At 63.0% G+C, this 20,138-nt stretch carries 22 protein-coding genes; 16 read left to right on the top strand and 6 right to left on the bottom strand.

Annotation, left to right across the window (positions count from 1 at the left end; translation table 11 throughout):
* The first annotated feature begins 9 nt into the window (after positions 1–9).
* The 7 genes from HWV67_RS18815 to pdeM are packed head-to-tail and all read left to right on the top strand — an operon-like array spanning position 10 to position 7,374.
* Positions 10–792 (top strand): transporter substrate-binding domain-containing protein, encoded by a 783-nt coding sequence (locus HWV67_RS18815; protein ID WP_095154911.1) that lies wholly within the window; start codon positions 10–12, stop codon positions 790–792.
* A gap of 60 nt (positions 793–852) precedes the next feature.
* On the top strand, positions 853–1,581 hold the full coding sequence (locus tag HWV67_RS18810) for an ABC transporter permease (RefSeq protein ID WP_095154910.1): 729 nt from the start codon (positions 853–855) through the stop codon (positions 1,579–1,581).
* Positions 1,578–2,288: an ABC transporter permease gene (locus tag HWV67_RS18805; protein WP_095154909.1), complete on the top strand. Its 711-nt coding sequence runs from the start codon at positions 1,578–1,580 to the stop codon at positions 2,286–2,288. Before HWV67_RS18810 ends, HWV67_RS18805 begins: the two co-directional genes overlap by 4 nt.
* A gap of 8 nt (positions 2,289–2,296) precedes the next feature.
* Positions 2,297–3,412: a succinylglutamate desuccinylase/aspartoacylase family protein gene (locus HWV67_RS18800; protein WP_175652316.1), complete on the top strand. Its 1,116-nt coding sequence runs from the start codon at positions 2,297–2,299 to the stop codon at positions 3,410–3,412.
* Between the two features lie 10 nt (positions 3,413–3,422).
* Positions 3,423–4,187 (top strand): ABC transporter ATP-binding protein, encoded by a 765-nt coding sequence (locus HWV67_RS18795; protein ID WP_175652315.1) that lies wholly within the window; start codon positions 3,423–3,425, stop codon positions 4,185–4,187.
* 60 nt (positions 4,188–4,247) lie between these two features.
* Positions 4,248–6,731: a ligase-associated DNA damage response DEXH box helicase gene (locus HWV67_RS18790; protein WP_175652314.1), complete on the top strand. Its 2,484-nt coding sequence runs from the start codon at positions 4,248–4,250 to the stop codon at positions 6,729–6,731.
* Positions 6,715–7,374, top strand: a complete 660-nt coding sequence (gene pdeM, locus HWV67_RS18785; RefSeq protein WP_175652313.1) for a ligase-associated DNA damage response endonuclease PdeM — start codon at positions 6,715–6,717, stop codon at positions 7,372–7,374. Before HWV67_RS18790 ends, pdeM begins: the two co-directional genes overlap by 17 nt.
* A gap of 1 nt (position 7,375) precedes the next feature.
* On the opposite strand, the gene HWV67_RS18780 is transcribed toward pdeM, so the two are convergent.
* Both HWV67_RS18780 and dcd read right to left on the bottom strand, forming a co-directional pair.
* On the bottom strand, positions 7,376–7,606 hold the full coding sequence (locus HWV67_RS18780; RefSeq protein ID WP_095154905.1) for a hypothetical protein: 231 nt from the start codon (positions 7,604–7,606) through the stop codon (positions 7,376–7,378).
* A gap of 99 nt (positions 7,607–7,705) precedes the next feature.
* On the bottom strand, positions 7,706–8,272 hold the full coding sequence (gene dcd / locus HWV67_RS18775; RefSeq protein WP_042122772.1) for a dCTP deaminase: 567 nt from the start codon (positions 8,270–8,272) through the stop codon (positions 7,706–7,708).
* Positions 8,273–8,617: 345 nt separating this feature from the next.
* On the opposite strand from dcd, the gene HWV67_RS18770 reads away from it, so the two are divergent.
* Entirely contained in the window at positions 8,618–8,827 is a 210-nt protein-coding gene (locus HWV67_RS18770; RefSeq protein ID WP_010221054.1) for a cold-shock protein, read from the top strand.
* 107 nt (positions 8,828–8,934) lie between these two features.
* Here the strand turns inward: HWV67_RS18770 and apbC are convergent, their stop codons facing one another.
* Complete coding sequence (gene apbC, locus HWV67_RS18765) at positions 8,935–10,029, bottom strand: iron-sulfur cluster carrier protein ApbC (RefSeq protein ID WP_175652312.1); 1,095 nt, start codon at positions 10,027–10,029, stop codon at positions 8,935–8,937.
* A 155-nt stretch (positions 10,030–10,184) separates the two neighbouring features.
* On the opposite strand from apbC, the gene metG reads away from it, so the two are divergent.
* From metG to HWV67_RS18730, 7 genes are all read left to right on the top strand, one after another.
* A complete protein-coding gene (metG, locus tag HWV67_RS18760; RefSeq protein WP_175652311.1) occupies positions 10,185–12,227 on the top strand; it encodes a methionine--tRNA ligase in 2,043 nt (680 codons plus the stop codon).
* Positions 12,228–12,317: 90 nt separating this feature from the next.
* Positions 12,318–12,899, top strand: coding sequence for an Rnf-Nqr domain containing protein (locus HWV67_RS18755; protein ID WP_175652310.1), 582 nt, complete (start codon positions 12,318–12,320; stop codon positions 12,897–12,899).
* Entirely contained in the window at positions 12,896–13,879 is a 984-nt protein-coding gene (locus tag HWV67_RS18750) for an RnfABCDGE type electron transport complex subunit D (RefSeq protein ID WP_175652309.1), read from the top strand. Before HWV67_RS18755 ends, HWV67_RS18750 begins: the two co-directional genes overlap by 4 nt.
* Complete coding sequence (locus HWV67_RS18745; protein ID WP_175652308.1) at positions 13,876–14,487, top strand: RnfABCDGE type electron transport complex subunit G; 612 nt, start codon at positions 13,876–13,878, stop codon at positions 14,485–14,487. Before HWV67_RS18750 ends, HWV67_RS18745 begins: the two co-directional genes overlap by 4 nt.
* Positions 14,480–15,040, top strand: coding sequence for an Rnf-Nqr domain containing protein (locus tag HWV67_RS18740; protein ID WP_175652307.1), 561 nt, complete (start codon positions 14,480–14,482; stop codon positions 15,038–15,040). The genes HWV67_RS18745 and HWV67_RS18740 overlap by 8 nt, the downstream gene beginning before the upstream one ends.
* 3 nt (positions 15,041–15,043) lie before the next feature.
* Positions 15,044–15,682, top strand: coding sequence for an endonuclease III (gene nth, locus HWV67_RS18735; RefSeq protein ID WP_175652306.1), 639 nt, complete (start codon positions 15,044–15,046; stop codon positions 15,680–15,682).
* A gap of 105 nt (positions 15,683–15,787) precedes the next feature.
* On the top strand, positions 15,788–15,967 hold the full coding sequence (locus HWV67_RS18730; RefSeq protein WP_095154898.1) for a PA3496 family putative envelope integrity protein: 180 nt from the start codon (positions 15,788–15,790) through the stop codon (positions 15,965–15,967).
* Between the two features lie 66 nt (positions 15,968–16,033).
* Here the strand turns inward: HWV67_RS18730 and HWV67_RS18725 are convergent, their stop codons facing one another.
* Positions 16,034–16,660 carry a response regulator transcription factor gene (locus HWV67_RS18725; RefSeq protein ID WP_095154897.1) on the bottom strand — a complete coding sequence of 209 codons (627 nt, stop codon included), beginning with the start codon at positions 16,658–16,660 and terminating at the stop codon, positions 16,034–16,036.
* Positions 16,661–17,129: 469 nt separating this feature from the next.
* Here HWV67_RS18725 and HWV67_RS31780 point away from each other — a divergent pair, with 469 nt between their 5' ends.
* Positions 17,130–17,657: a hypothetical protein gene (locus HWV67_RS31780; protein WP_256680149.1), complete on the top strand. Its 528-nt coding sequence runs from the start codon at positions 17,130–17,132 to the stop codon at positions 17,655–17,657.
* A gap of 29 nt (positions 17,658–17,686) precedes the next feature.
* Here HWV67_RS31780 and HWV67_RS18715 read toward each other — a convergent pair whose 3' ends face one another.
* On the bottom strand, positions 17,687–18,904 hold the full coding sequence (locus HWV67_RS18715; RefSeq protein WP_095154896.1) for an argininosuccinate synthase: 1,218 nt from the start codon (positions 18,902–18,904) through the stop codon (positions 17,687–17,689).
* Between the two features lie 128 nt (positions 18,905–19,032).
* Positions 19,033–20,052 carry a flagellar protein MotY gene (locus HWV67_RS18710; protein ID WP_175652305.1) on the bottom strand — a complete coding sequence of 340 codons (1,020 nt, stop codon included), beginning with the start codon at positions 20,050–20,052 and terminating at the stop codon, positions 19,033–19,035.
* Between the last annotated feature and the right edge of the window lie 86 nt (positions 20,053–20,138).

Genomic DNA, 20,138 nt, shown 5'->3' with positions numbered 1-20,138 from the left:
GACTACACGATGAAAAAAGCATGGCTGACGCTTTCCGCTGTTGCTCTGTGTCTGGCTGCCGGCAACGCCCTGGCCAAGGAGTACAAGGAGCTGCGTTTTGGCGTCGATCCTTCCTATGCGCCGTTTGAGTCCAAAGCCGCCGATGGCTCGCTGGTGGGCTTCGATATCGATCTGGGCAACGCGATCTGCAAGGAACTGAAAGTCACCTGCAAGTGGGTGGAAAGCGATTTCGACGGGATGATCCCGGGCCTCAAGGCCAACAAGTTCGATGGCGTGATTTCGTCCATGACCGTGACGCCAGCGCGGCAGAAGGTCATCGACTTCTCCGAGGAGCTGTTCTCCGGCCCGACCTCCTTCGTGTTCAAGAAAGGTTCAGGCCTGAGCGCCGATATCGCCTCGCTCAAGGGCAAGACCGTCGGCTACGAGCAGGGCACCATTCAGGAAGCCTACGCCAAGGCTGTGCTGGACAAGGCCGGGGTCAAGACCCAGGCCTACCAGAACCAGGACCAGGTTTATTCCGACCTGATCTCGGGCCGCCTCGATGCCTCGATCCAGGACATGCTGCAAGCCGAACTGGGCTTCCTGAAGTCGCCACAAGGCGCCAACTATGAAGTAAGCCAGCCGGTGGACAGCGAACTGCTGCCGTCGAAAACCGCAGTCGGTATCCGCAAAGGTAACAAAGACCTGCAGGACCTCCTGAACAAAGGTATCAAAGCGTTACACGCCGACGGCACCTACGCCGAGATCCAGAAGAAGCACTTCGGTGAACTGAACCTCTACAGCGGCAAATAACCGCCAACCGGTGCCCATCCCACGGATGGGCATCTTTTTTTCACCCCAAGGGTTCGCTTCATGTTCGACGATCTGCTTGCGCTGCTCGGGCTTTCGGCGTTCAGCCTGAAGGGCTTCGGCCCACTGTTGTGGCAGGGCACCTGGATGACCCTGAAACTGTCTTTCATGTCGCTGCTGGTCGCCGTTGGCCTGGGATTGCTCGGCGCCAGCGCCAAGCTCTCGGCACTGCGCATGCTGCGCCTCCCCGCCCAGCTCTACACCACGCTGATCCGCGGCGTGCCGGACCTGGTGCTGATGCTGCTGATTTTCTACAGCCTGCAAACCTGGCTCACCAGCCTCACCGATTACCTGGAATGGGAATACATCGAGATCGACCCGTTCGCTGCCGGGGTCATCACCCTGGGCTTCATCTACGGCGCTTACTTCACCGAGACCTTCCGTGGCGCGATCCTCGCCGTGCCACGCGGCCAGGTCGAAGCGGCCACGGCCTATGGGCTCAAGCGCATGCAACGCTTTCGCTTCGTGGTCTTCCCGCAAATGATGCGCTTCGCCCTGCCGGGCATCGGCAACAACTGGATGGTGATGCTCAAGGCCACCGCGCTGGTGTCGATCATCGGCCTCGCCGACCTGGTCAAGGCCGCCCAGGACGCCGGCAAAAGCACCTATCAACTGTTCTTTTTCCTGATCGTGGCGGCGCTCATCTACCTGTTGATCACCAGTGCCTCGAACATCGCCCTGCGCTGGCTGGAACGGCGCTATAACGTCGGCACCCGGGAGGCACTGCGATGATCGAACTGCTACAGGAATACTGGCGCGCCTTCCTCTACACCGACGGCACCCACATCACCGGCCTGGCCATGACCATGTGGCTGCTCAGCGCCTCGCTGGCGATCGGCTTCCTCGTCTCGATCCCGCTGTCGATCGCCCGGGTTTCGCGGCGTTTCTGGGTACGCTGGCCGGTGCAGTTCTACACCTACCTGTTCCGCGGCACGCCGCTGTATATCCAGTTGCTGATTTGCTACACCGGCATCTACAGCCTCGCCGCCGTGCGCGAACAGCCGCTGCTGGATGCGTTTTTCCGCGACGCGATGAACTGCACCATCCTCGCCTTCGCCCTCAACACCTGCGCCTACACCACGGAAATATTCGCCGGGGCGATCCGCGGGATGAACCACGGCGAAATCGAGGCCGCCCGCGCCTACGGCCTGCAAGGCTGGAAACTCTATGCTTACATCATCATGCCGTCCGCATTGCGGCGCTCGCTGCCGTTCTACAGCAATGAGGTGATCCTGATGCTGCACTCGACCACCGTGGCCTTCACCGCCACCGTGCCCGACATCCTCAAAGTGGCCCGGGATGCCAACTCGGCCACCTTCCTGACGTTCCAATCGTTCGGTACTGCGGCAATCATCTACCTGTGCGTCACTTTCGCCCTGGTCGGTCTGTTCCGCCTCGCCGAACGGCGTTGGCTGGCCTTCCTCGGCCCCGCTCACTAGGACTTTTCATGCACCACAAGACCCACGACCTTCTGGCCCCGGTCCCCGGCATTTCCCGCCAGATCCACAGTTTCCACTTCGGCCCGCGGGCCGGCGGCAAGATCTACATCCAGGCCTCGCTGCACGCCGACGAACTGCCCGGCATGCTGGTGGCCTGGCACCTCAAGCAACGCCTCGCCGAACTGGAAAGCCAGGGACGCCTGCGCCAGGAAATCGTCCTGGTGCCGGTGGCCAATCCGGTGGGCCTTGAGCAGGTGTTGATGGATGTGCCGCTGGGCCGCTACGAGTTGCAGAGCGGCGAGAACTTCAACCGGCGCTTCGTCGACCTGTCCGACCTGGTCGGTGACCAGATCGAAGGCCACCTGAACCAGGATCCGCAGCACAACGTCGCGCTGATCCGCGAGAGCCTGCGCCGCGCCCTGGCCGGACACCCGGCGCACACGCCGCTGCAATCCCAGCGCCTGACCCTGCAACGGCTGGCCTGCGATGCCGACATGGTGCTGGACCTGCACTGCGACTTCGAAGCCGTGAAACACCTCTACACCACGCCGGAAGCCTGGGCGCAGGTCGAGCCGCTGTCGCGCTACCTCGGGGTGCAGGCCAGCCTGCTGGCCACCGACTCCGGCGGGCAGTCGTTCGATGAGTGCTTCACCCTGGTCTGGTGGCAATTGCAGCAGCGGTTCGGCAAGCATTTTCCGATTCCGATGGGCAGCTTCTCGGTCACCGTCGAGCTGCGCGGCCAGGGCGACGTCAGCCATCCGCTGGCCCAGGCCGACTGCCAGGCCATTCTCGATTACCTGACCCACTTCGGCGCCATCGACGGCGAGCCGGCGCCGCTGCCGCCGCTGCTGTATCCGGCCACGCCGCTGGCCGGCGTCGAGCCAGTCGCCACGCCGCTGGGCGGGTTGCTGGTGTTTCATGTCAGCCCCGGCCAATACCTGGAAGCCGGGCAACTGGTGGCCGAGGTCATCGACCCGCTCAGTGACCGCGTGACCCCGGTGCATACCATCCAGCCGGGCCTGCTCTACGCCCGTTCGCTACGGCGCATGGCCACCGCCGGGATGGTCATCGCCCACGTCGCCGGCCGCGAGGCTTACCGAAGCGGTTATCTGCTGTCGCCATGAGGGCTTGTGCGTGTACAAACTGACCATCGAAGACCTTCACAAGAGCTACGGCGATCACAAGGTGCTCAAGGGCGTCTCGCTCAAGGCGAACACCGGCGACGTCATCAGCCTGATCGGCGCCAGCGGCTCGGGCAAAAGTACCTTCCTGCGCTGCATCAACTTCCTCGAACAACCCGATGACGGGCGCATGACCCTGGACGGCAAGGACATCCGCATGGTCCATGACCGTCATGGCCTGCATGTCGCCGACCCTGACGAACTGCAACGCCTGCGCACGCGGCTGGCCATGGTTTTCCAGCACTTCAACCTGTGGAGCCACCTCAGCGTGCTGGAGAACATCTGCATGGCGCCACGCCGCGTGCTGGGCGTGAGCAAGCACGAGGCCGAAGAACGCGCGCGCCGCTACCTGGACAAGGTCGGCCTGGCGCCGCGAGTCGCCGACCAGTACCCAGCGTTTCTCTCCGGCGGCCAGCAGCAACGGGTGGCCATCGCCCGCGCGTTGGCGATGGAGCCGGAAGTGCTGCTGTTCGACGAACCGACCTCGGCCCTCGACCCGGAACTGGTGGGCGAAGTGCTGCGGGTGATCCAGGGCCTGGCCGAGGAAGGCCGGACCATGATCATGGTCACCCATGAAATGGCCTTCGCCCGTCAGGTCTCCAGCCAGGTGATGTTCCTCCATCAGGGACTGGTCGAAGAACAGGGCACGCCGGCCGACGTGCTCGGCCAGCCGAAGAGCGAGCGGCTGCAGCAATTCCTGCGGGGCAATCTGAAATAAAACCAATGCGTCCGGCCAATGGTCTGTGAAGACACAGCCCTCATCGAGCCGGACGCGCCCATGCCAGTCAGCCCCAACCTCGCCGATGCCTGGTTCGCCGCCCGTGGCTGGACGCCGTTCGCCTTTCAGCGGCAGGTCTGGGCGGCGGTGGGCCGCGGAGAATCCGGCTTGCTGCACGCCAGCACCGGCGCGGGCAAAACCTACGCGGTGTGGCTGGCCGCCTTGCGCGCCTTCGCCGGCAAACCCGTCGTCACCGCCAAACGCCCGCAGCCCGCACCCTTGCAGGTGCTGTGGATCACGCCGATGCGCGCCCTCGCCGCCGACACCGCCCGCGCCCTGCAGGCACCGCTGGACGAGCTGGAACTGCCATGGAGCATTGGCGTGCGCAGCGGCGACACCGGCAGCGCCGAGCGCGCCCGCCAGGCCCGGCGCCTGCCGAGCGCGCTGATCACTACCCCGGAAAGCCTGACCCTGTTGCTGACCCGCGCCCAGGCCGAAGACGACTTCGCCAGCCTGCGCATGGTGGTAGTCGACGAGTGGCACGAATTGCTCGGCAACAAGCGCGGCGTGCAACTGCAACTGGCCCTCGCCCGCCTGCGCCGCTGGCATCCGCAACTGGTGGTGTGGGGGCTGTCGGCGACTCTCGGTAATCTTCCCCACGCCCTTGACGTGCTGGTGCCGGAAAACGGCCGGCTGATCGAAGGTCGCCAAGACAAACGCCTGCTGGTGGACAGCCTGCTGCCCGCCGCAATTGAACGTTTTCCCTGGGCCGGGCATATGGGCCTGAATCTGGTCGAGCCGGTCTGTCGGGAGATCGATGACTGCCACAGTTGCCTGGTCTTCACCAACACCCGCGCCCAGGCCGAACGCTGGTATCAGGCGCTGCTGGAAGCCCGTCCGCAGTGGGCCGGGCTGATCGCCCTGCATCACGCTTCGCTGGCCCGCAGTACCCGCGAGTGGGTCGAGCGCAGCCTCAAGGAAGGCGGGTTGAAAGCGGTGGTGTGCACTTCAAGCCTGGACCTTGGGGTGGATTTCCTGCCGGTGGAACGGGTTCTGCAAATTGGCTCGGCCAAGGGCGTGGCGCGGCTGATGCAGCGCGCCGGTCGCTCGGGCCACGCGCCGGGGCGGGCGTCGCGCATCACCCTGGTGCCGACCCACAGCCTGGAACTGGTGGAAGCCGCCGCCGCGCGCCAAGCCCTGGCGGCCGGGCATATCGAGGCACGACAATCGCCGCGGCTGTGCCTGGACGTACTGGTGCAGCATCTGGTGAGCATGGCGCTGGGCGCGGGCTTCAGGCCGCAGGAACTGCTGGAGGAAGTGCGCACCACCTTCGCCTTTCGCGACCTGCGCGACAGCCAGTGGCAATGGGCGCTGGATTTCGTCCGGCATGGCGGCAGCTCCCTCAGCGCCTATCCCGATTACCAGCGGGTCGAGGCCCATGCCGACGGGATCTGGCGGGTCGCCAGTGAGCGTTTGGCGCGACGGCATCGCATGGGCATCGGCACCATCGTCAGCGACGCAAGCATCCAGTTGAAGTTCTGGAGCAAGGGCGGCGGCGGCACCAACCTGGGCAGCGTCGAGGAAGCCTTTATCGCCCGCCTGCGGCCCAACGACGCCTTCGTCTTCGCCGGGCGGGTGCTGGAGCTGGTGCGGGTCGAGAACATGACCGCCTATGTGCGGCGCAGCACCGCGCGCAAGGCCGCACTGGCGCGCTGGAATGGCGGGCGCATGCCGCTTTCCAGCGAACTGGCCGACGCCTTGGTGGAGCAGCTCGATGCCGCCGCCAAGGGGCAATTCAGCGGCGCGGAAATGCAGGCCGTGCGCCCGCTGCTGGAATTGCAGGCCGCGTGGTCGGCGCTGCCGACGCAACACAGCCTGCTCGCGGAAACCTGGCACTCGCGGCAGGGCTGGCACCTGTTTCTCTACCCCTTCGCCGGGCGCATGGCCAACCTCGGGCTGGCCAGTCTGATCGCCTGGCGGGCGAGTCGCGAGCAGCCGCTGAGTGTGTCCATCGCGGTCAACGACTACGGCTTCGAACTGCTGAGCCCGACCGCCGTGGACTGGGCCAGCGTCCTGCCGGCAGCGTTGAGCGCCGACAACCTGCTCGAAGACGTGCTCGCCAGCCTCAACGCCGGGGAGATGGCCCAGCGGCGTTTTCGCGAGATCGCACAGATTTCCGGGCTGGTGTTCGGCGGCTACCCCGCCGCGCAGAAAAGCACCCGGCAGATCCAGGCCTCCAGCGGGCTGTTTTTCGAAGTGTTCCGCCGTCACGACGCCGACAACCTGCTGCTGGGCCAGGCACGGGATGAAGTGTTGCGTGAGGAGCTGGAAATCGAGCGGCTGCATCGCCAGTTGCTGAATATGAGCGGCCAGCGCCTGGACCTGCACGCGCTGCGCCGGCCGGGGCCGTTGGCCTTCGCGCTGGTGGTCGAGGGCATGCGCGAGACCATGAGCACGGAAAAGCTCGCCGACCGCATCGCACGGATGGTCGCCGACCTGGAAAAAGCTGCGGACGGGAGTCGCCGGAATGCACGAGCACTATGAAATCGAACTGTGCGGCGAGCGTCTGTGGCTGCTCGCCGATCGCGCGCTGTATTGGCCTGCGCGCAAGGCGCTGCTGCTGGCCGACGTGCACATCGGCAAGGCCGCCAGCTACCGTGCCCAGCATCAGCCGGTACCGCGCGGCACCACCGCGGCAACCTTGCAGCGGCTGGACGCCCTGCTGGCAAGTTACCCAAGCGAGCAACTGGTGGTGCTGGGGGATTTCATCCATGCCCGCCAAGGCCGCGCGCCGGCAACCCTGGCGCTATTGCAGGCCTGGCGTGAGCGTCACCCCGCGTTGCACATTCGCCTGATTCGCGGCAATCACGACCGGCATGCCGGCGATCCGCCGCCTAGCCTGGGCATCGAGATGCTGGACGAACCCTGGTTGCTGGAGCCCTTCGCCTTGCAGCACGACCCCGTGGCCCACCCGACCCATCCGGCGCTGTGCGGGCATGTGCATCCAGTCTGCGTACTGCATGGCAAGGCACGGCAAAGGCTGCGCCTGCCGTGCTTCGTGATCGACGAGCAAGTGAGCCTGCTGCCGGCGTTCGGCGAATTTACCGGCGGTTGGCGGGTAACCCCGGCCGCACCGGCCAGGATTTTCCTGGCGGGCGCCGGCCGGGTCTGGCCGCTGGCGCGCTGAATCAGGCTACCGGAGCGGGCGGCGGTTCATCGGGAAGGGTCGGTTCGCCGGGTTCCATCGGTGGGTTTTCACCGGGTTGCGGCGGTTGCGGAGTGTCCGGGTCGGGCTGGCCGGGGACACCGCCAGCGTGCATCGCCGGATGCGGATGGGCCAGCAGCGACCATACCGGCAGCCCGATGTGGTTGGGCTGCAGCACGGCCAGCTTGGCGCTGATTGCGGGATCGAGTTTCATTGGCTGCTCCTGACGAGGTCCGGCGCACGTCATGCGCGCCGGGACGGTTCATCTTCTTGGAGTGCCACAAGGCGGCGGAATTCCCACCAGTTCGTCGGTTCAGGTACGCGGCAGGGTGACGCCGCGCTGGCCCTGGTATTTGCCGCCACGGTCCTTGTAGGAGACTTCACATTCCTCGTCGGACTCCAGGAACAGCATTTGCGCCACGCCTTCGTTGGCGTAGATCTTCGCCGGCAGCGTGGTGGTGTTGGAGAATTCCAGGGTCACGTGGCCTTCCCATTCCGGTTCCAGCGGGGTGACGTTGACGATGATGCCGCAGCGGGCGTAGGTGCTCTTGCCCAGGCAGATGGTCAGCACGTTGCGCGGAATGCGGAAGTACTCGACCGTGCGGGCCAGGGCGAAGGAGTTCGGCGGGATGATGCAGACGTCGCTCTTGACGTCGACGAAGCTGCCGGCGTCGAAGTTCTTCGGATCGACGGTGGCCGAATTGATGTTGGTGAACACCTTGAATTCATCGGCGCAGCGCACGTCGTAGCCGTAGCTGGAGACACCGAAGGAGATCAGCTTGTCGTTGCCGTCATTACGCACCTGGCGCTCGACGAACGGCTCGATCATGCCGTGTTCCTGCGCCATGCGGCGAATCCACTTGTCCGATTTGATGCTCATGGCGGGGTGTCCTGAAGTAGCGTGGTGAAAAAGGTGAGCGGCATCTTACCGGGACGAGCGCCCGCTTCAAAGAATTAGCCTGCATCCGGCCGTCGATCCGTTAGTGGCGAATGGCTACAGGCCGCAAACGACGCCGTCAGTCATGAATTGTGCAAAAGCCGCGCAAGACCATTGGCACCTCGAAGAAAAACCGGTAAGGTGCCGACACTGTGCTGCACGCTGTCACTGAGAATCTCTACTCGATGCAAGATCTCGATCAACCATCCATGAATTTTCTGTCTTTTTGCACTCAGTCTCGGCCAGGGCGTTCCTGAGCCGGAAAACTTTTGTCCAAGGAGACAGACCATGTCCAATCGCCAAACCGGTACCGTTAAGTGGTTCAACGATGAAAAAGGCTTCGGCTTCATCACCCCACAATCCGGTGACGACCTGTTCGTACACTTCAAAGCCATCAAGGCTGACGGCTTCAAGAGCCTGAAAGAAGGCCAAGCGGTCTCTTTCATCGCTACCCGCGGTCAGAAAGGCATGCAAGCTGAAGAAGTTGAAGTTATCTAACTTCTGCTTCATCGCTTGAAAAAACCCCGCTCTCGAGCGGGGTTTTTTTATGGGCGATCGGTTCTTGCAAGCCCGCCGCGCAACAGCGCAGCGGGCCGGGCCAGCACTCAGTCGTCGCTGACCGTGATATTCGGCATCGCCGGGGCGGCCGCTTCCTGCAACACCAGGCGCGCACCCACCGAGCGGGCCAGTTCCTGATAGACCATGGCGATCTGGCTTTCCGGCTCGGCGATCGCGGTCGGCTTGCCGTTATCGGCTTGCTCGCGGATCAGCATCGACAGCGGCAGCGAAGCCAGCAGTTCGACACCGTACTGCGACGCCAGCTTCTCGCCGCCACCTTCGCCGAATAGGTGCTCGGCATGACCGCAGTTCGAGCAGATGTGCACGGCCATGTTTTCCACCACACCCAGCACTGGAATGTTGACCTTGCGGAACATTTCCACGCCCTTCTTCGCATCGAGCAAGGCCAGGTCCTGCGGCGTGGTGACGATCACGGAACCGGCGACCGGCACCTTCTGCGCCAGGGTCAACTGGATGTCGCCAGTGCCCGGCGGCATGTCGATCACCAGGTAGTCGAGGTTGTCCCAGGCGGTCTGGGTCACCAGTTGCAGCAGCGCGCCGGACACCATCGGGCCGCGCCACACCATCGGCGTGTTGTCGTCGGTGAGGAAGGCCATCGACATGACCTCGACACCATGGGCCTGCAACGGCACGAACCACTTCTGGTCCTTGACCTGCGGCCGCGTACCTTCGGCAATGCCGAACATCACGCCCTGGCTCGGGCCATAGATGTCCGCGTCGAGAATGCCCACCCGGGCGCCTTCACGGGCCAGTGCCAACGCAAGGTTGGCGGCGGTGGTGGACTTGCCGACACCGCCCTTGCCCGAGGCCACGGCGATGATGTTCTTGACGTTGGCCAGCCCCGGAATCTGTGCCTGGGCCTTGTGCGGCTCGATCACGCAATCGATGCTCACCTTCGCCGCGCTCACGCCGTCCAGCCCTTCGATCGCGGTCTGCAGCACCTGGGCCCAGCCGTTCTTGAACAGGCCAGCGGCATAGCCGAGTTGCATCTGCACGCTGACGCGGCCGTCCTCAATCTCGATGGCGCGGACGCTGCCGGCGCTGACGGGATCCTGGTTCAGGTATGGGTCGGTGTATTGACGAAGGACGGCTTCAACCGCTGCGCGAGTGACGGCGCTCATGGAGACTCCCGATAAAAAGACTGAGTAAAACAGGCCGCTATGCTAACCCGCGAGCCACCGCCGGGACGTCCACAGGGTGAAATATATTTCCCGGCGCTTTATAGTGGCCGATCACGTTTTCCTCCTGTTTAGCCGAATAAAGTAGCCGAGCCCCCATGTCCGAGCCACGCCAGATCCTTGTCACCAGTGCCCTGCCCTATGCCAACGGTTCCATCCACCTTGGCCACATGCTTGAGTACGTCCAGACCGACATGTGGGTGCGCTTCCAGAAACACCGTGGCAACCAGTGCATCTATGTATGCGCCGACGATGCTCACGGCTCGGCGATCATGCTGCGCGCGGAAAAGGAAGGCATTACCCCGGAACAGTTGATCGACGGCGTCCAGAAGGAACATGCCGGCGACTTCGCCGACTTCCTCGTCGATTTCGACAACTTCCACTCGACCCACGCCGAAGAGAACCGTGAGCTGTCCAGCCACATCTACCTGGCACTGCGCGACGCTGGCCATATCGCCACCCGTTCGGTGACCCAGTACTTCGACCCGGACAAGAAAATGTTCCTGGCCGACCGCTTCATCAAGGGCACCTGCCCGAAATGCGCGGCGGAAGACCAGTACGGCGACAACTGCGAGAAGTGCGGCGCCACCTACGCGCCCACCGAGCTGAAGAACCCCAAGTCGGCCATCTCCGGCGCCACTCCGGTGCTCAAGGACTCCCAGCACTTCTTCTTCAAGCTGCCGGACTTCCAGGCCATGCTCCAGGAGTGGACCCGCAGCGGCACCCTCCAGGACGCCGTGGCCAACAAGCTCGCCGAATGGCTGGATTCCGGCCTGCAGGAGTGGGATATCTCCCGCGACGCGCCGTACTTCGGTTTCGAGATTCCGGACGAGCCGGGCAAATACTTCTACGTCTGGCTGGACGCGCCGATCGGCTACATGGCCAGCTTCAAGAACCTCTGTGCCCGCCGCCCCGAACTGGACTTCGACGCCTTCTGGAACAAGGATTCCAAGGCCGAGCTGTACCACTTCATCGGCAAGGACATCGTCAACTTCCACGCCCTGTTCTGGCCTGCCATGCTGCAGGGCGCCGGCTACCGCAAGCCGACCGCGATCAACGTGCACGGCTACCTGACCGTCAACGGCCAGAAGATGTCCAAATCCCGCGGCACCTTCATCAAGGCCCGCACCTACCTGGATCACCTGTCGCCGGAATACCTGCGCTACTACTACGCGTCCAAGCTGGGCCGCGGCGTCGATGACCTGGACCTGAACCTCGAAGACTTCGTGCAGAAGGTCAACTCCGACCTGGTGGGCAAGGTGGTCAACATCGCCAGCCGCTGCGCAGGCTTCATCCACAAGGGCAACGACGGTGTGATGGTCGCGGGCGATGCTGCCCCGGAACTGACCGAAGCCTTCCTCGCCGCCGCGCCGAGCATCGCCGAAGCCTATGAGGCACGCGATTTCTCCCGTGCCATGCGCGAAATCATGGGCCTGGCCGACCGTGCCAACGCCTGGATCGCCGACAAGGCGCCATGGGCCCTGGCCAAGCAGGAAGGCAAGCAGGATGAAGTCCAGGCGGTCTGCGCCCAGGGCATCAACCTGTTCCGCCAACTGGTGATCTTCCTCAAGCCGGTATTGCCGGTGCTGACCGCCGAGGCCGAAGCCTTCCTGAACGTCGCGCCGCTGACCTGGAACGACCACCTGACCCGCCTGGAAAACCACAAGCTGAACCCGTTCAAGGCGCTGATGACCCGGATCGACCCGGTCAAGGTCGAAGCCATGGTCGAAGCCTCCAAGGAAGACCTGGCCGCCAGCCAGGCTTCGTCGGCGCCTGCCGGCAACGGCGAGCTGGCCAAGGACCCGCTGTCTCCCGAGATCGAATTCGATGCCTTTGCTGCGGTCGACCTGCGCGTTGCCCTGATCCTCAAGGCCGAAGCCGTAGAGGGCGCCGACAAGCTGCTGCGCCTGACCCTGGATATCGGTGACGAGCAACGCAACGTGTTCTCCGGCATCAAGTCGGCCTACCCGGACCCGGCCAAGCTCGAAGGTCGCCTGACCATGATGATCGCCAACCTGAAGCCGCGGAAAATGCGCTTCGGCATCTCCGAGGGCATGGTCATGGCCGCCGGCCCTGGCGGCGAAGAAATCTACCTGCTCAGCCCTGACAGCGGCGCCAAGCCGGGTCAGCGCATCAAGTAAAACCAACGCCCCGGCCTCACCCGCCGGGGCGTTCTCATTGAACCGTCATTGCCGGATAATGGCGTCCTGCACCCTGCCGCTGGCACCGCCATGACCGAACTGATCCTCGCCCTGATCGGCGCAGCGCTGATCAACAACATCGTCCTGCAACAGACGCTGGCGCTGGATCCCTTGCTGCGCCCGGACGACCGGACGAGCCGCCAACGCGTCCACGCGCTGGGGCTGGCAACGCTGGTGGCGATGACGCTGATCAGCACCCTCGGGCAACTGCTCCACCATTACCTCCTGCTGCCGCTGCAGCTTGGCTACCTGCGCCTGTTCGTCTTCCTGCCGCTCTGCGTGCTGAGCGCCGGGCCGATTCTTCATGGCTTGCAGCGCTGGCGGAAAAACCCGGCGTTCGACGGGCTCAAGCCGATGCTGATGGGCAATGCCGCGCTGCTTGGCCTGTGCCTGCAACTGGCCGAAGAACAGCGCGGCGTGCTGTTCAGCCTGGCGGTGGGCCTAGGCAGCGGGCTGGGCTTCTGGCTGGTGCTGGCGCTGTTCGATGACCTGCGCCAGCGCAGCCAGCATGACGATATTCCACTGGCTTTTCGTGGTCTGCCCATCGAGTTGATGGGTGCCGGGATCATGGCCATGGCTTTTCTCGGGTTCAGCGGATTGTTCACATCATGAGCGCTGTTGCTGATACCGACCTGCGCCTGCGCAGCGCCATGCGGCAGGTGCTACTGGCCTGTGCGCCGGGTGTGTTGGCGCTGTTCTGGGTCTACGGCTGGGGGGTGTTGTTCAATCTGCTGCTGGCTGGCAGCGCCGCCCTGCTCACGGAAGCGTTGTTGCTGCGCCTGCGCCAGCGCCCGGTGCTCGCCGCGTTGAACGATGGCAGCGCGCTGGTCAGCGGGACCCTGCTGGCGGCCGCCCTGCCCGCTCACAGCCCCTGGTGGCTACCGGTGATTGCCGCCGCCAGCGCCATCGCCCTCGGCAAGCAGCTTTACGGCGGCGTTGGTCGCAACCCGTTCAATCCGGCCATGCTCGGCTACGTCGTCGTGCTGCTCTCGTTCCCGGTGCAAATGACCCATTGGCCAGCGCCCCAGCCGCTGGACCTGGGCCACAGCCTGAATGCGCTGCTCGGCCTCGGCGAACGCCCCGACGCCTGGGCGCAGGCCACGGTGCTGGACGGTTTGCGCCAGAACAAGAGCCTGACCATCGATGAGCTGTTCGCCAGCCATCCGGGCTTTGGCCACTTCGCCGGCCGCGGTAGCGAATGGGCCAGCCTGGGCTTCCTGCTCGGCGGCCTGTTCCTGCTGCAACGCAAGGTGATCACCTGGCAGGCGCCGGTCGCCATGCTGGGCGCACTGTTCGTGATCAGCCTGTTCTGCTGGAACGGTTCGGGGTCAGATTCCAACGGCTCGCCGCTGCTGCACCTGCTGGCCGGCTCGACCATGCTGGGCGCGTTCTTCATCGTTACCGAACCGGTCAGCGGCCCGAAAACCCCGTGGGGGCGGCTGCTGTTCGGTGCGGCGGTGGGCGTGCTGGCCTACCTGATTCGCACGTGGGGCAATTATCCGGACGGCACCGCCTTTGCCGTATTGCTGATGAACCTCTGCGTACCGGCGCTGGACCGCTGGGCGGAGCGTCGCCAAACGGAGGCGACATGAGCGCGCGCAGCGTCGTGCTGATCGCCGTCCTGGCGCTGCTGGGCGTGGGTGCCAGTGTCACCTGGCAACAGCTTTTGGCCCCACGCATCAGCGCAGCCGAAGAACACCTCAAGGCACGCACCTGGCTCAGCGTGCTGCCCGCAGGCAGCTACGATAACGAGCCGCTGCGACAGCCACTCACCCTCCCCGACCCGCAGCTGGCCCAAAGCACCCTGCTGGGCGGCTATCTCGCCACCCTGGCCGGCAAGCCCACCGCGGTGGTGCTGCACAGCCGTGTGCAAGGCTATGCCGGCCCCATTCAACTGTTGATCGCCATCGGCCCTGATGGCCGGGTGATCTCCAGCCATGTCCTGCAGCATCAGGAAACCCCCGGGCTCGGCGCTCGCCTGACAGAACCTGGCAACCGCTGGCTGCAGGGTTTCGATGGCCACAGCCAGGCCAACACGCCAGAGGCAGCCTGGGCCCTGAAGCGCGACAACGGCCGGTTCGACCAGTTGGCCGGCGCCAGCGTGACCTCCCGGGCGGTGATCCACGCCATCCAGGACGCCCTGCGCTACTTCGACGAACACGCCCAAGGCTGGCTGACGGAGGGCCCCGCCCATGAATAGGTCCTGGCTGGCAGCCCTCAGCCTGGCGCCACTGCTCGGCGCGAGCCAGACACTGCTCCAGGCCAGCGCCATGGCCGGGCTTACCCTGTCGGCGGTGCTGGTTCATCTCGCCGGCATGACACCCCTGCGGCGCTGGCTCGATGGGGTCGCGGGCGAGATCACCAGCATTCTGGTCGCCGCTACCCTGGTCACGTGCCAGACCCTGGCCCTGCACGCCTGGGGCCTGGACATGCGCAATGCGCTCGGCATCTATCCAGAACTGATCGCCCTGCAGTGCCTGCTCGTCGAACAAAGCCTCGGCAAGACCGGGCAATGGCGCAAGGCTTGCGCATTGCTGGGTGGGTTCTGTGTGTTGTACCTGCTGCTCGGCACGGCGCGCGAACTGCTGGCGAGCGGCACCTTGCACCTGACATCCATCAGCGGGCCGGACATTACCGGCCTGCGCCTGGCCAGCCTCGCACCCGGCGCCCTGCTGCTGCTCGGCGTGCTGCTGGCCCTGATCAAACGAGCCTGTCCGAAACAGGCCACACCAGACCGTGAAGGAAATAGCTGATCCATGAATGCCGCCAAACGCCTGGAGATTTTTCGCCGGCTACACGAAGACAACCCCGAGCCGAAAACCGAGCTTGCCTACAGTTCGCCCTTCGAGCTGCTGATCGCAGTGATCCTCTCCGCCCAGTCCACCGACGTGGGCGTCAACAAGGCCACCGCCAAGCTGTACCCGGTCGCCAACACGCCCGCCGCGATTCATGCGCTCGGTGTGGAAGGCTTGTCCGAGTACATCAAGACCATCGGTCTGTACAACAGCAAGGCGAAGAATGTCATCGAGACCTGCCGGATTCTGGTGGAGCAACATGGCGGTGAAGTCCCGCAAACCCGCGAAGCGCTGGAAGCTTTGCCGGGCGTGGGCCGCAAGACCGCCAACGTGGTGCTCAACACCGCATTCCGGCAACTGACCATGGCCGTGGATACGCATATTTTCCGGGTGAGCAATCGCACCAACATCGCCCCTGGAAAGAATGTTGTGGAAGTGGAGAAGGCATTGTTGAAGTTCGTTCCCAAGGACTATCTGCTGGATGCGCATCACTGGTTGATCCTGCTTGGCCGTTATGTGTGCCAGGCGCGCAAACCCCGTTGCGGAAGTTGCCGGATCGAAGACTTGTGCGAGTACAAGCACAAGACCTCCGACGATTGAGAACATAGTGAAAACCTTCACAGGGTGATTGAAAAAATCTTTTTTACCCGCTTCAGGAATATCGTTATAAGGAGCGCGAATGGCCCTCTTGTAACGGAGTGACTCATGAGCACTGAAAAAGAAGACCTTGATGTTGATGACGAAGCCCCGGCGTCCGACGAGTTTGTCAACGACACCCCGGTTGAAGCTGCAAAAACCAATCTGAGCAAGCGCCGCACCATCGACAACCTGCTGGAAGAACGCCGTTTGCAAAAGCGACTGGCTGATTACGACTTCGATCTTTGAGACGTTACGGGCCTGGAAAAACAAAAGCCTCCATTGCGGAGGCTTTTTGCGTTTTGGGGGAGGCGGTCAGACCAGGCCGTTGCGCTGCGCCAACTCGATCAGATCGACCAATGAGCGAGCATTGAGCTTGAGTAACAGACGCGTCTTGTAGGTACTTACCGTCTTGTTGCTGAGAAACATGCCGTCGGCGATCTCCTTGTTGGACTTGCCCCGGGCCAATTGCTGCAACACCATCATTTCCCGCCCTGACAGACGCCCCACCATGTCCGCCTCGCTGGAACCGCCGAGATTGGCGCGTACCGAGTGCAGCGCCTGGTTGGGAAAGTAGCTGTAGCCCGAGAGCACGGCCTTGATTGCACTGAGCAGCTCGGTAAGGTCCTGCTGCTTGCACACATAGCCTGCAGCTCCCGCCTGCATGCAACGCATCGAAAAATGTCCCGGCGCCTGGGAAGTCAGTACGAGCACCTTGATGACGATTCCATTGGCCGTGAGGCGACCAATCACCTCAAGCCCGTCAAGCTTTGGAATCCCGATATCCAGAATCACGATATCCGGCAAATGCTCCCTGGCCAGTTGCAGCGCATCCACCCCGTTATCCGTTTCCCCAATCACTTCATAACCATGCCGATCCATCAGCATGCGCACGGCCAAGCGAATGACCGGATGGTCATCGACGATCAGCACTTTATTCATGGGCAAGATCCATTCTTTACTATTCGACTTGTTAGAAGCCCGCACAATAGCCCAGTCAGCTTGTTCATTGCAGGGCGTATGTTCTGAACACCCGCACACTCAGACATGGACTACAAAAATAAAAGAAGCTTCTTACAGAAGATTCCTACAGGCAGCGTATTTACCGTTATTGCGAACCTTAATTTGAAGATCAAAAAAGGCATCTCTGGATGCTAGCCTCGCGCGCAGAAAATATCGCTACGAATAACGGAAAAACATATGAAGGAAATATCCTTAATATTCGCCAAACAAGTCCTAGTGACAGACCGTTCACGCCGCAAGGAAACAAATTCCCCCTGAAATGCTTCTTCAATAAGACCCATCACCCTGTGATTGCTGGATCCCATTTGCGGCACACTGCGTCCGCGCCCCTTGTACTCCCTGCCCGAGAGCCGGCAGACGAACGCTCACCGCACGCAGAGATCTCACCATGAGCAGCCAGGAACCGAAAAGCCCGCTGACCACTATCGCTATCTTCGCCGGCATTATCGAAGCGTCGGCATTGGCCTCGTTACCCTTTCTCGGGGAAAGTAGCCAGAGTATCTACACGTGGTTCCTGGTCGGTTTTCCGCCTTTTCTCACGCTATTGTTCTTCCTTACACTCAACTTCAATACCAAAAGTCTGTACGGCCCCGATGAACATTCGGGCACAACGGAAACACCTGAAACCAATAACGTTACACAAGAGCCATCGCCCATAACAAGTAGCTCAACAACTCCGCTATTACTTCCGCCCGCAGCTTCGCAAATATCTGAAGTTACAATATCGACGGTTATCATTTCCGGACCCAACACCCAGGTCCTACTCGAACTACTGGCCCGACATGCTGTAACGCGGCCAAGTTCGAACCGCCTGATCCTGCAAAACCTGGAGGCCGGCACTCACACAACCATCATTACCGAGTGGCCCAACAATCACTCGCCACCTTCGGATGGGCAAAAAAAACCCCGGCACTAGTGCCGGGGTTCTTTATCAACGAGGCGCGATCAGACCAGCGAACGACCTTTGTTCGCAGCGATCCGCATACGCAGGGCGTTGAGCTTGATGAAGCCCGCCGCGTCCGCCTGGTTGTAGGCACCGCCGTCTTCTTCGAAGGTGGCGATGTTGGCATCGAACAGCGAATCGTCGGACTTGCGGCCGGTAACGATGACGTTGCCCTTGTACAGTTTCAGGCGAACGACGCCGTTCACGTTGACCTGGGAAGCGTCGATCATTTTTTGCAGCATCAGACGCTCAGGGCTCCACCAGTAGCCGGTGTAAATCAGGCTGGCGTACTTCGGCATCAGCTCATCTTTCAGGTGAGCGACTTCGCGGTCCAGGGTGATCGACTCGATGGCGCGGTGGGCGCGCAGCATGATGGTGCCGCCCGGGGTTTCATAGCAGCCACGAGACTTCATGCCGACATAACGGTTCTCGACGATGTCCAGACGGCCGATGCCGTTGGCGCCGCCGATGCGGTTCAGTTCGGCCAGAACGGTAGCCGGGGACATCTCGACGCCGTCGAGGGCGACGATGTCGCCGTTACGGTAGGTCAGTTCCAGGTAGGTGGCCTGGTCAGGGGCGTTCTCAGGCGAGACGCTCCAACGCCACATGTCTTCCTCGTGCTCGGTCCAGGTATCTTCCAGGACACCGCCTTCGTAGGAAATGTGCAGCAGGTTTGCATCCATCGAGTACGGCGACTTCTTCTTGCCATGACGCTCGATCGGGATGGCGTGCTTCTCGGCGTAGTCCATCAGCTTCTCGCGGGACAGCAGGTCCCACTCGCGCCATGGAGCAATGACCTTGACGCCCGGCTTCAGCGCGTAGGCGCCCAGCTCGAAACGAACCTGGTCGTTACCCTTGCCGGTAGCGCCATGGGAAATGGCGTCGGCGCCGGTTTCGTTGGCGATTTCGATCAGGCGCTTGGCGATCAGCGGACGGGCGATGGAAGTACCCAGCAGGTACTCGCCTTCGTAGACGGTGTTGGCGCGGAACATCGGGAACACGAAGTCTCGGACGAACTCTTCGCGCAGGTCATCGATGTAGATCTCTTTGACGCCCATGGCCTGAGCCTTGGCGCGGGCCGGCTCGACCTCTTCGCCCTGACCCAGATCGGCGGTGAACGTCACCACTTCACAGTCGTAGGTATCTTGCAGCCACTTGAGAATCACCGAAGTATCAAGGCCGCCGGAATACGCCAGTACGACCTTTTTTACGTCCGCCATGCCATCACTCCACGGGGTTGTACGGAAAACCCCGGATTCTACCGCTCTTGGTGCGGAATTTACAGTGGGGCGACAGCTTGTGACGACAAAGCGACAGGAACTGTCGTGAGCGCGACGGACGGTCGCACTCAGGACTTCAACGACGTTTTGCCTGGCGTCAGCTGCGTGGCGGGGGCATTCGACTTCGCCGGCGCCACCGGGGTTGCCGCAGGCGCCGAGGCCGCCGGTGCGGCGGGAGCAGGAGCTGGCGTCGGCGCTGGCGCTGCGGGTTTCTCCGCTGCTGGCGTTTCGACCGGGGTCACGCGGTCCAGCTCGATATTCACCCGCCGGTTGCGCGCACGGTTGCCCGCCGAATTGTTGGCTGCAAGCGGATAACGCTCGCCATGGAAACGCACGACGATGTTGCTTTCCGGCACGCCATGGGCCTTGAGGTATTCCATCACCGCCAGCGCACGACGGCGGGACAGGTCACGGTTGGTCAGGCGGTTGCCGCTGTTGTCGGAGTGGCCGTCCAGCTCGATATGGTTGACGGTGGGGTCAGCCTTGAGGAAGTCGAGGATCACGTCCAGGCGGGCGCGGGCATCGGCGTCCAGGTCGATGCCATTGCCGGGGAACCCGATGCGCGCCTGGCGGATCTGGTCGAAGTTCATCGGCAGCAGCTTGGCGGTGCAGGCCTGGTAGTCAGCGAAGGCCTTGTTGAACTTCACCGGCAGCAGGCGGACTTCCATGGTCCGCCCGGCTTCCCCGGCGTAGTTGCGGACCACCGTGCTGCGACCATCCATCAGTCCGTTGATCAGGCGGCTGGCCTGGCCCTGAGAGCTGTTGAACAGCACGCCGCTGCCGGACATGCGGATCGACCCCAGGTTGATGTCGCCGCGCCCCGGCTGCCACGGCGCGGCCGCAGCCAGCAGGGTCGCCGACCCGGCGCCGAGCATGTTGCTGGACGAGCGCAGGCGGAACGTCGCCTGCTCGCCGGCGCGACGCACGAACTCGCCGCTGCCGAAATCGGCAATCGGCTGGATCAGGCGACACTCGAACTGATCGCCTTCGACCTTCCACTCGATATTTTCCACGCGCGTCTGGAACGTGAGCGCGGCGGCCGGAAGGCTGACGAAGATGCTGAACAGGGCTAGATAACGCTGGCGCACGGGCGGCTCCACAAAATTCTTTCGACTTACCAGCAGGCTATCGGACGGCTTTGGCAAAACTTGATAGCGAGTGCTCGGCCCAGGCT

It is taken from the genome of Pseudomonas sp. Marseille-P9899 (genome assembly GCF_903166565.1).
Classification (GTDB): Bacteria; Pseudomonadota; Gammaproteobacteria; order Pseudomonadales; family Pseudomonadaceae; genus Aquipseudomonas; species Aquipseudomonas huaxiensis.
Note: the sequence above shows the minus strand (reverse complement) of the source record. Positions and strands in the feature narration are given on the sequence as shown.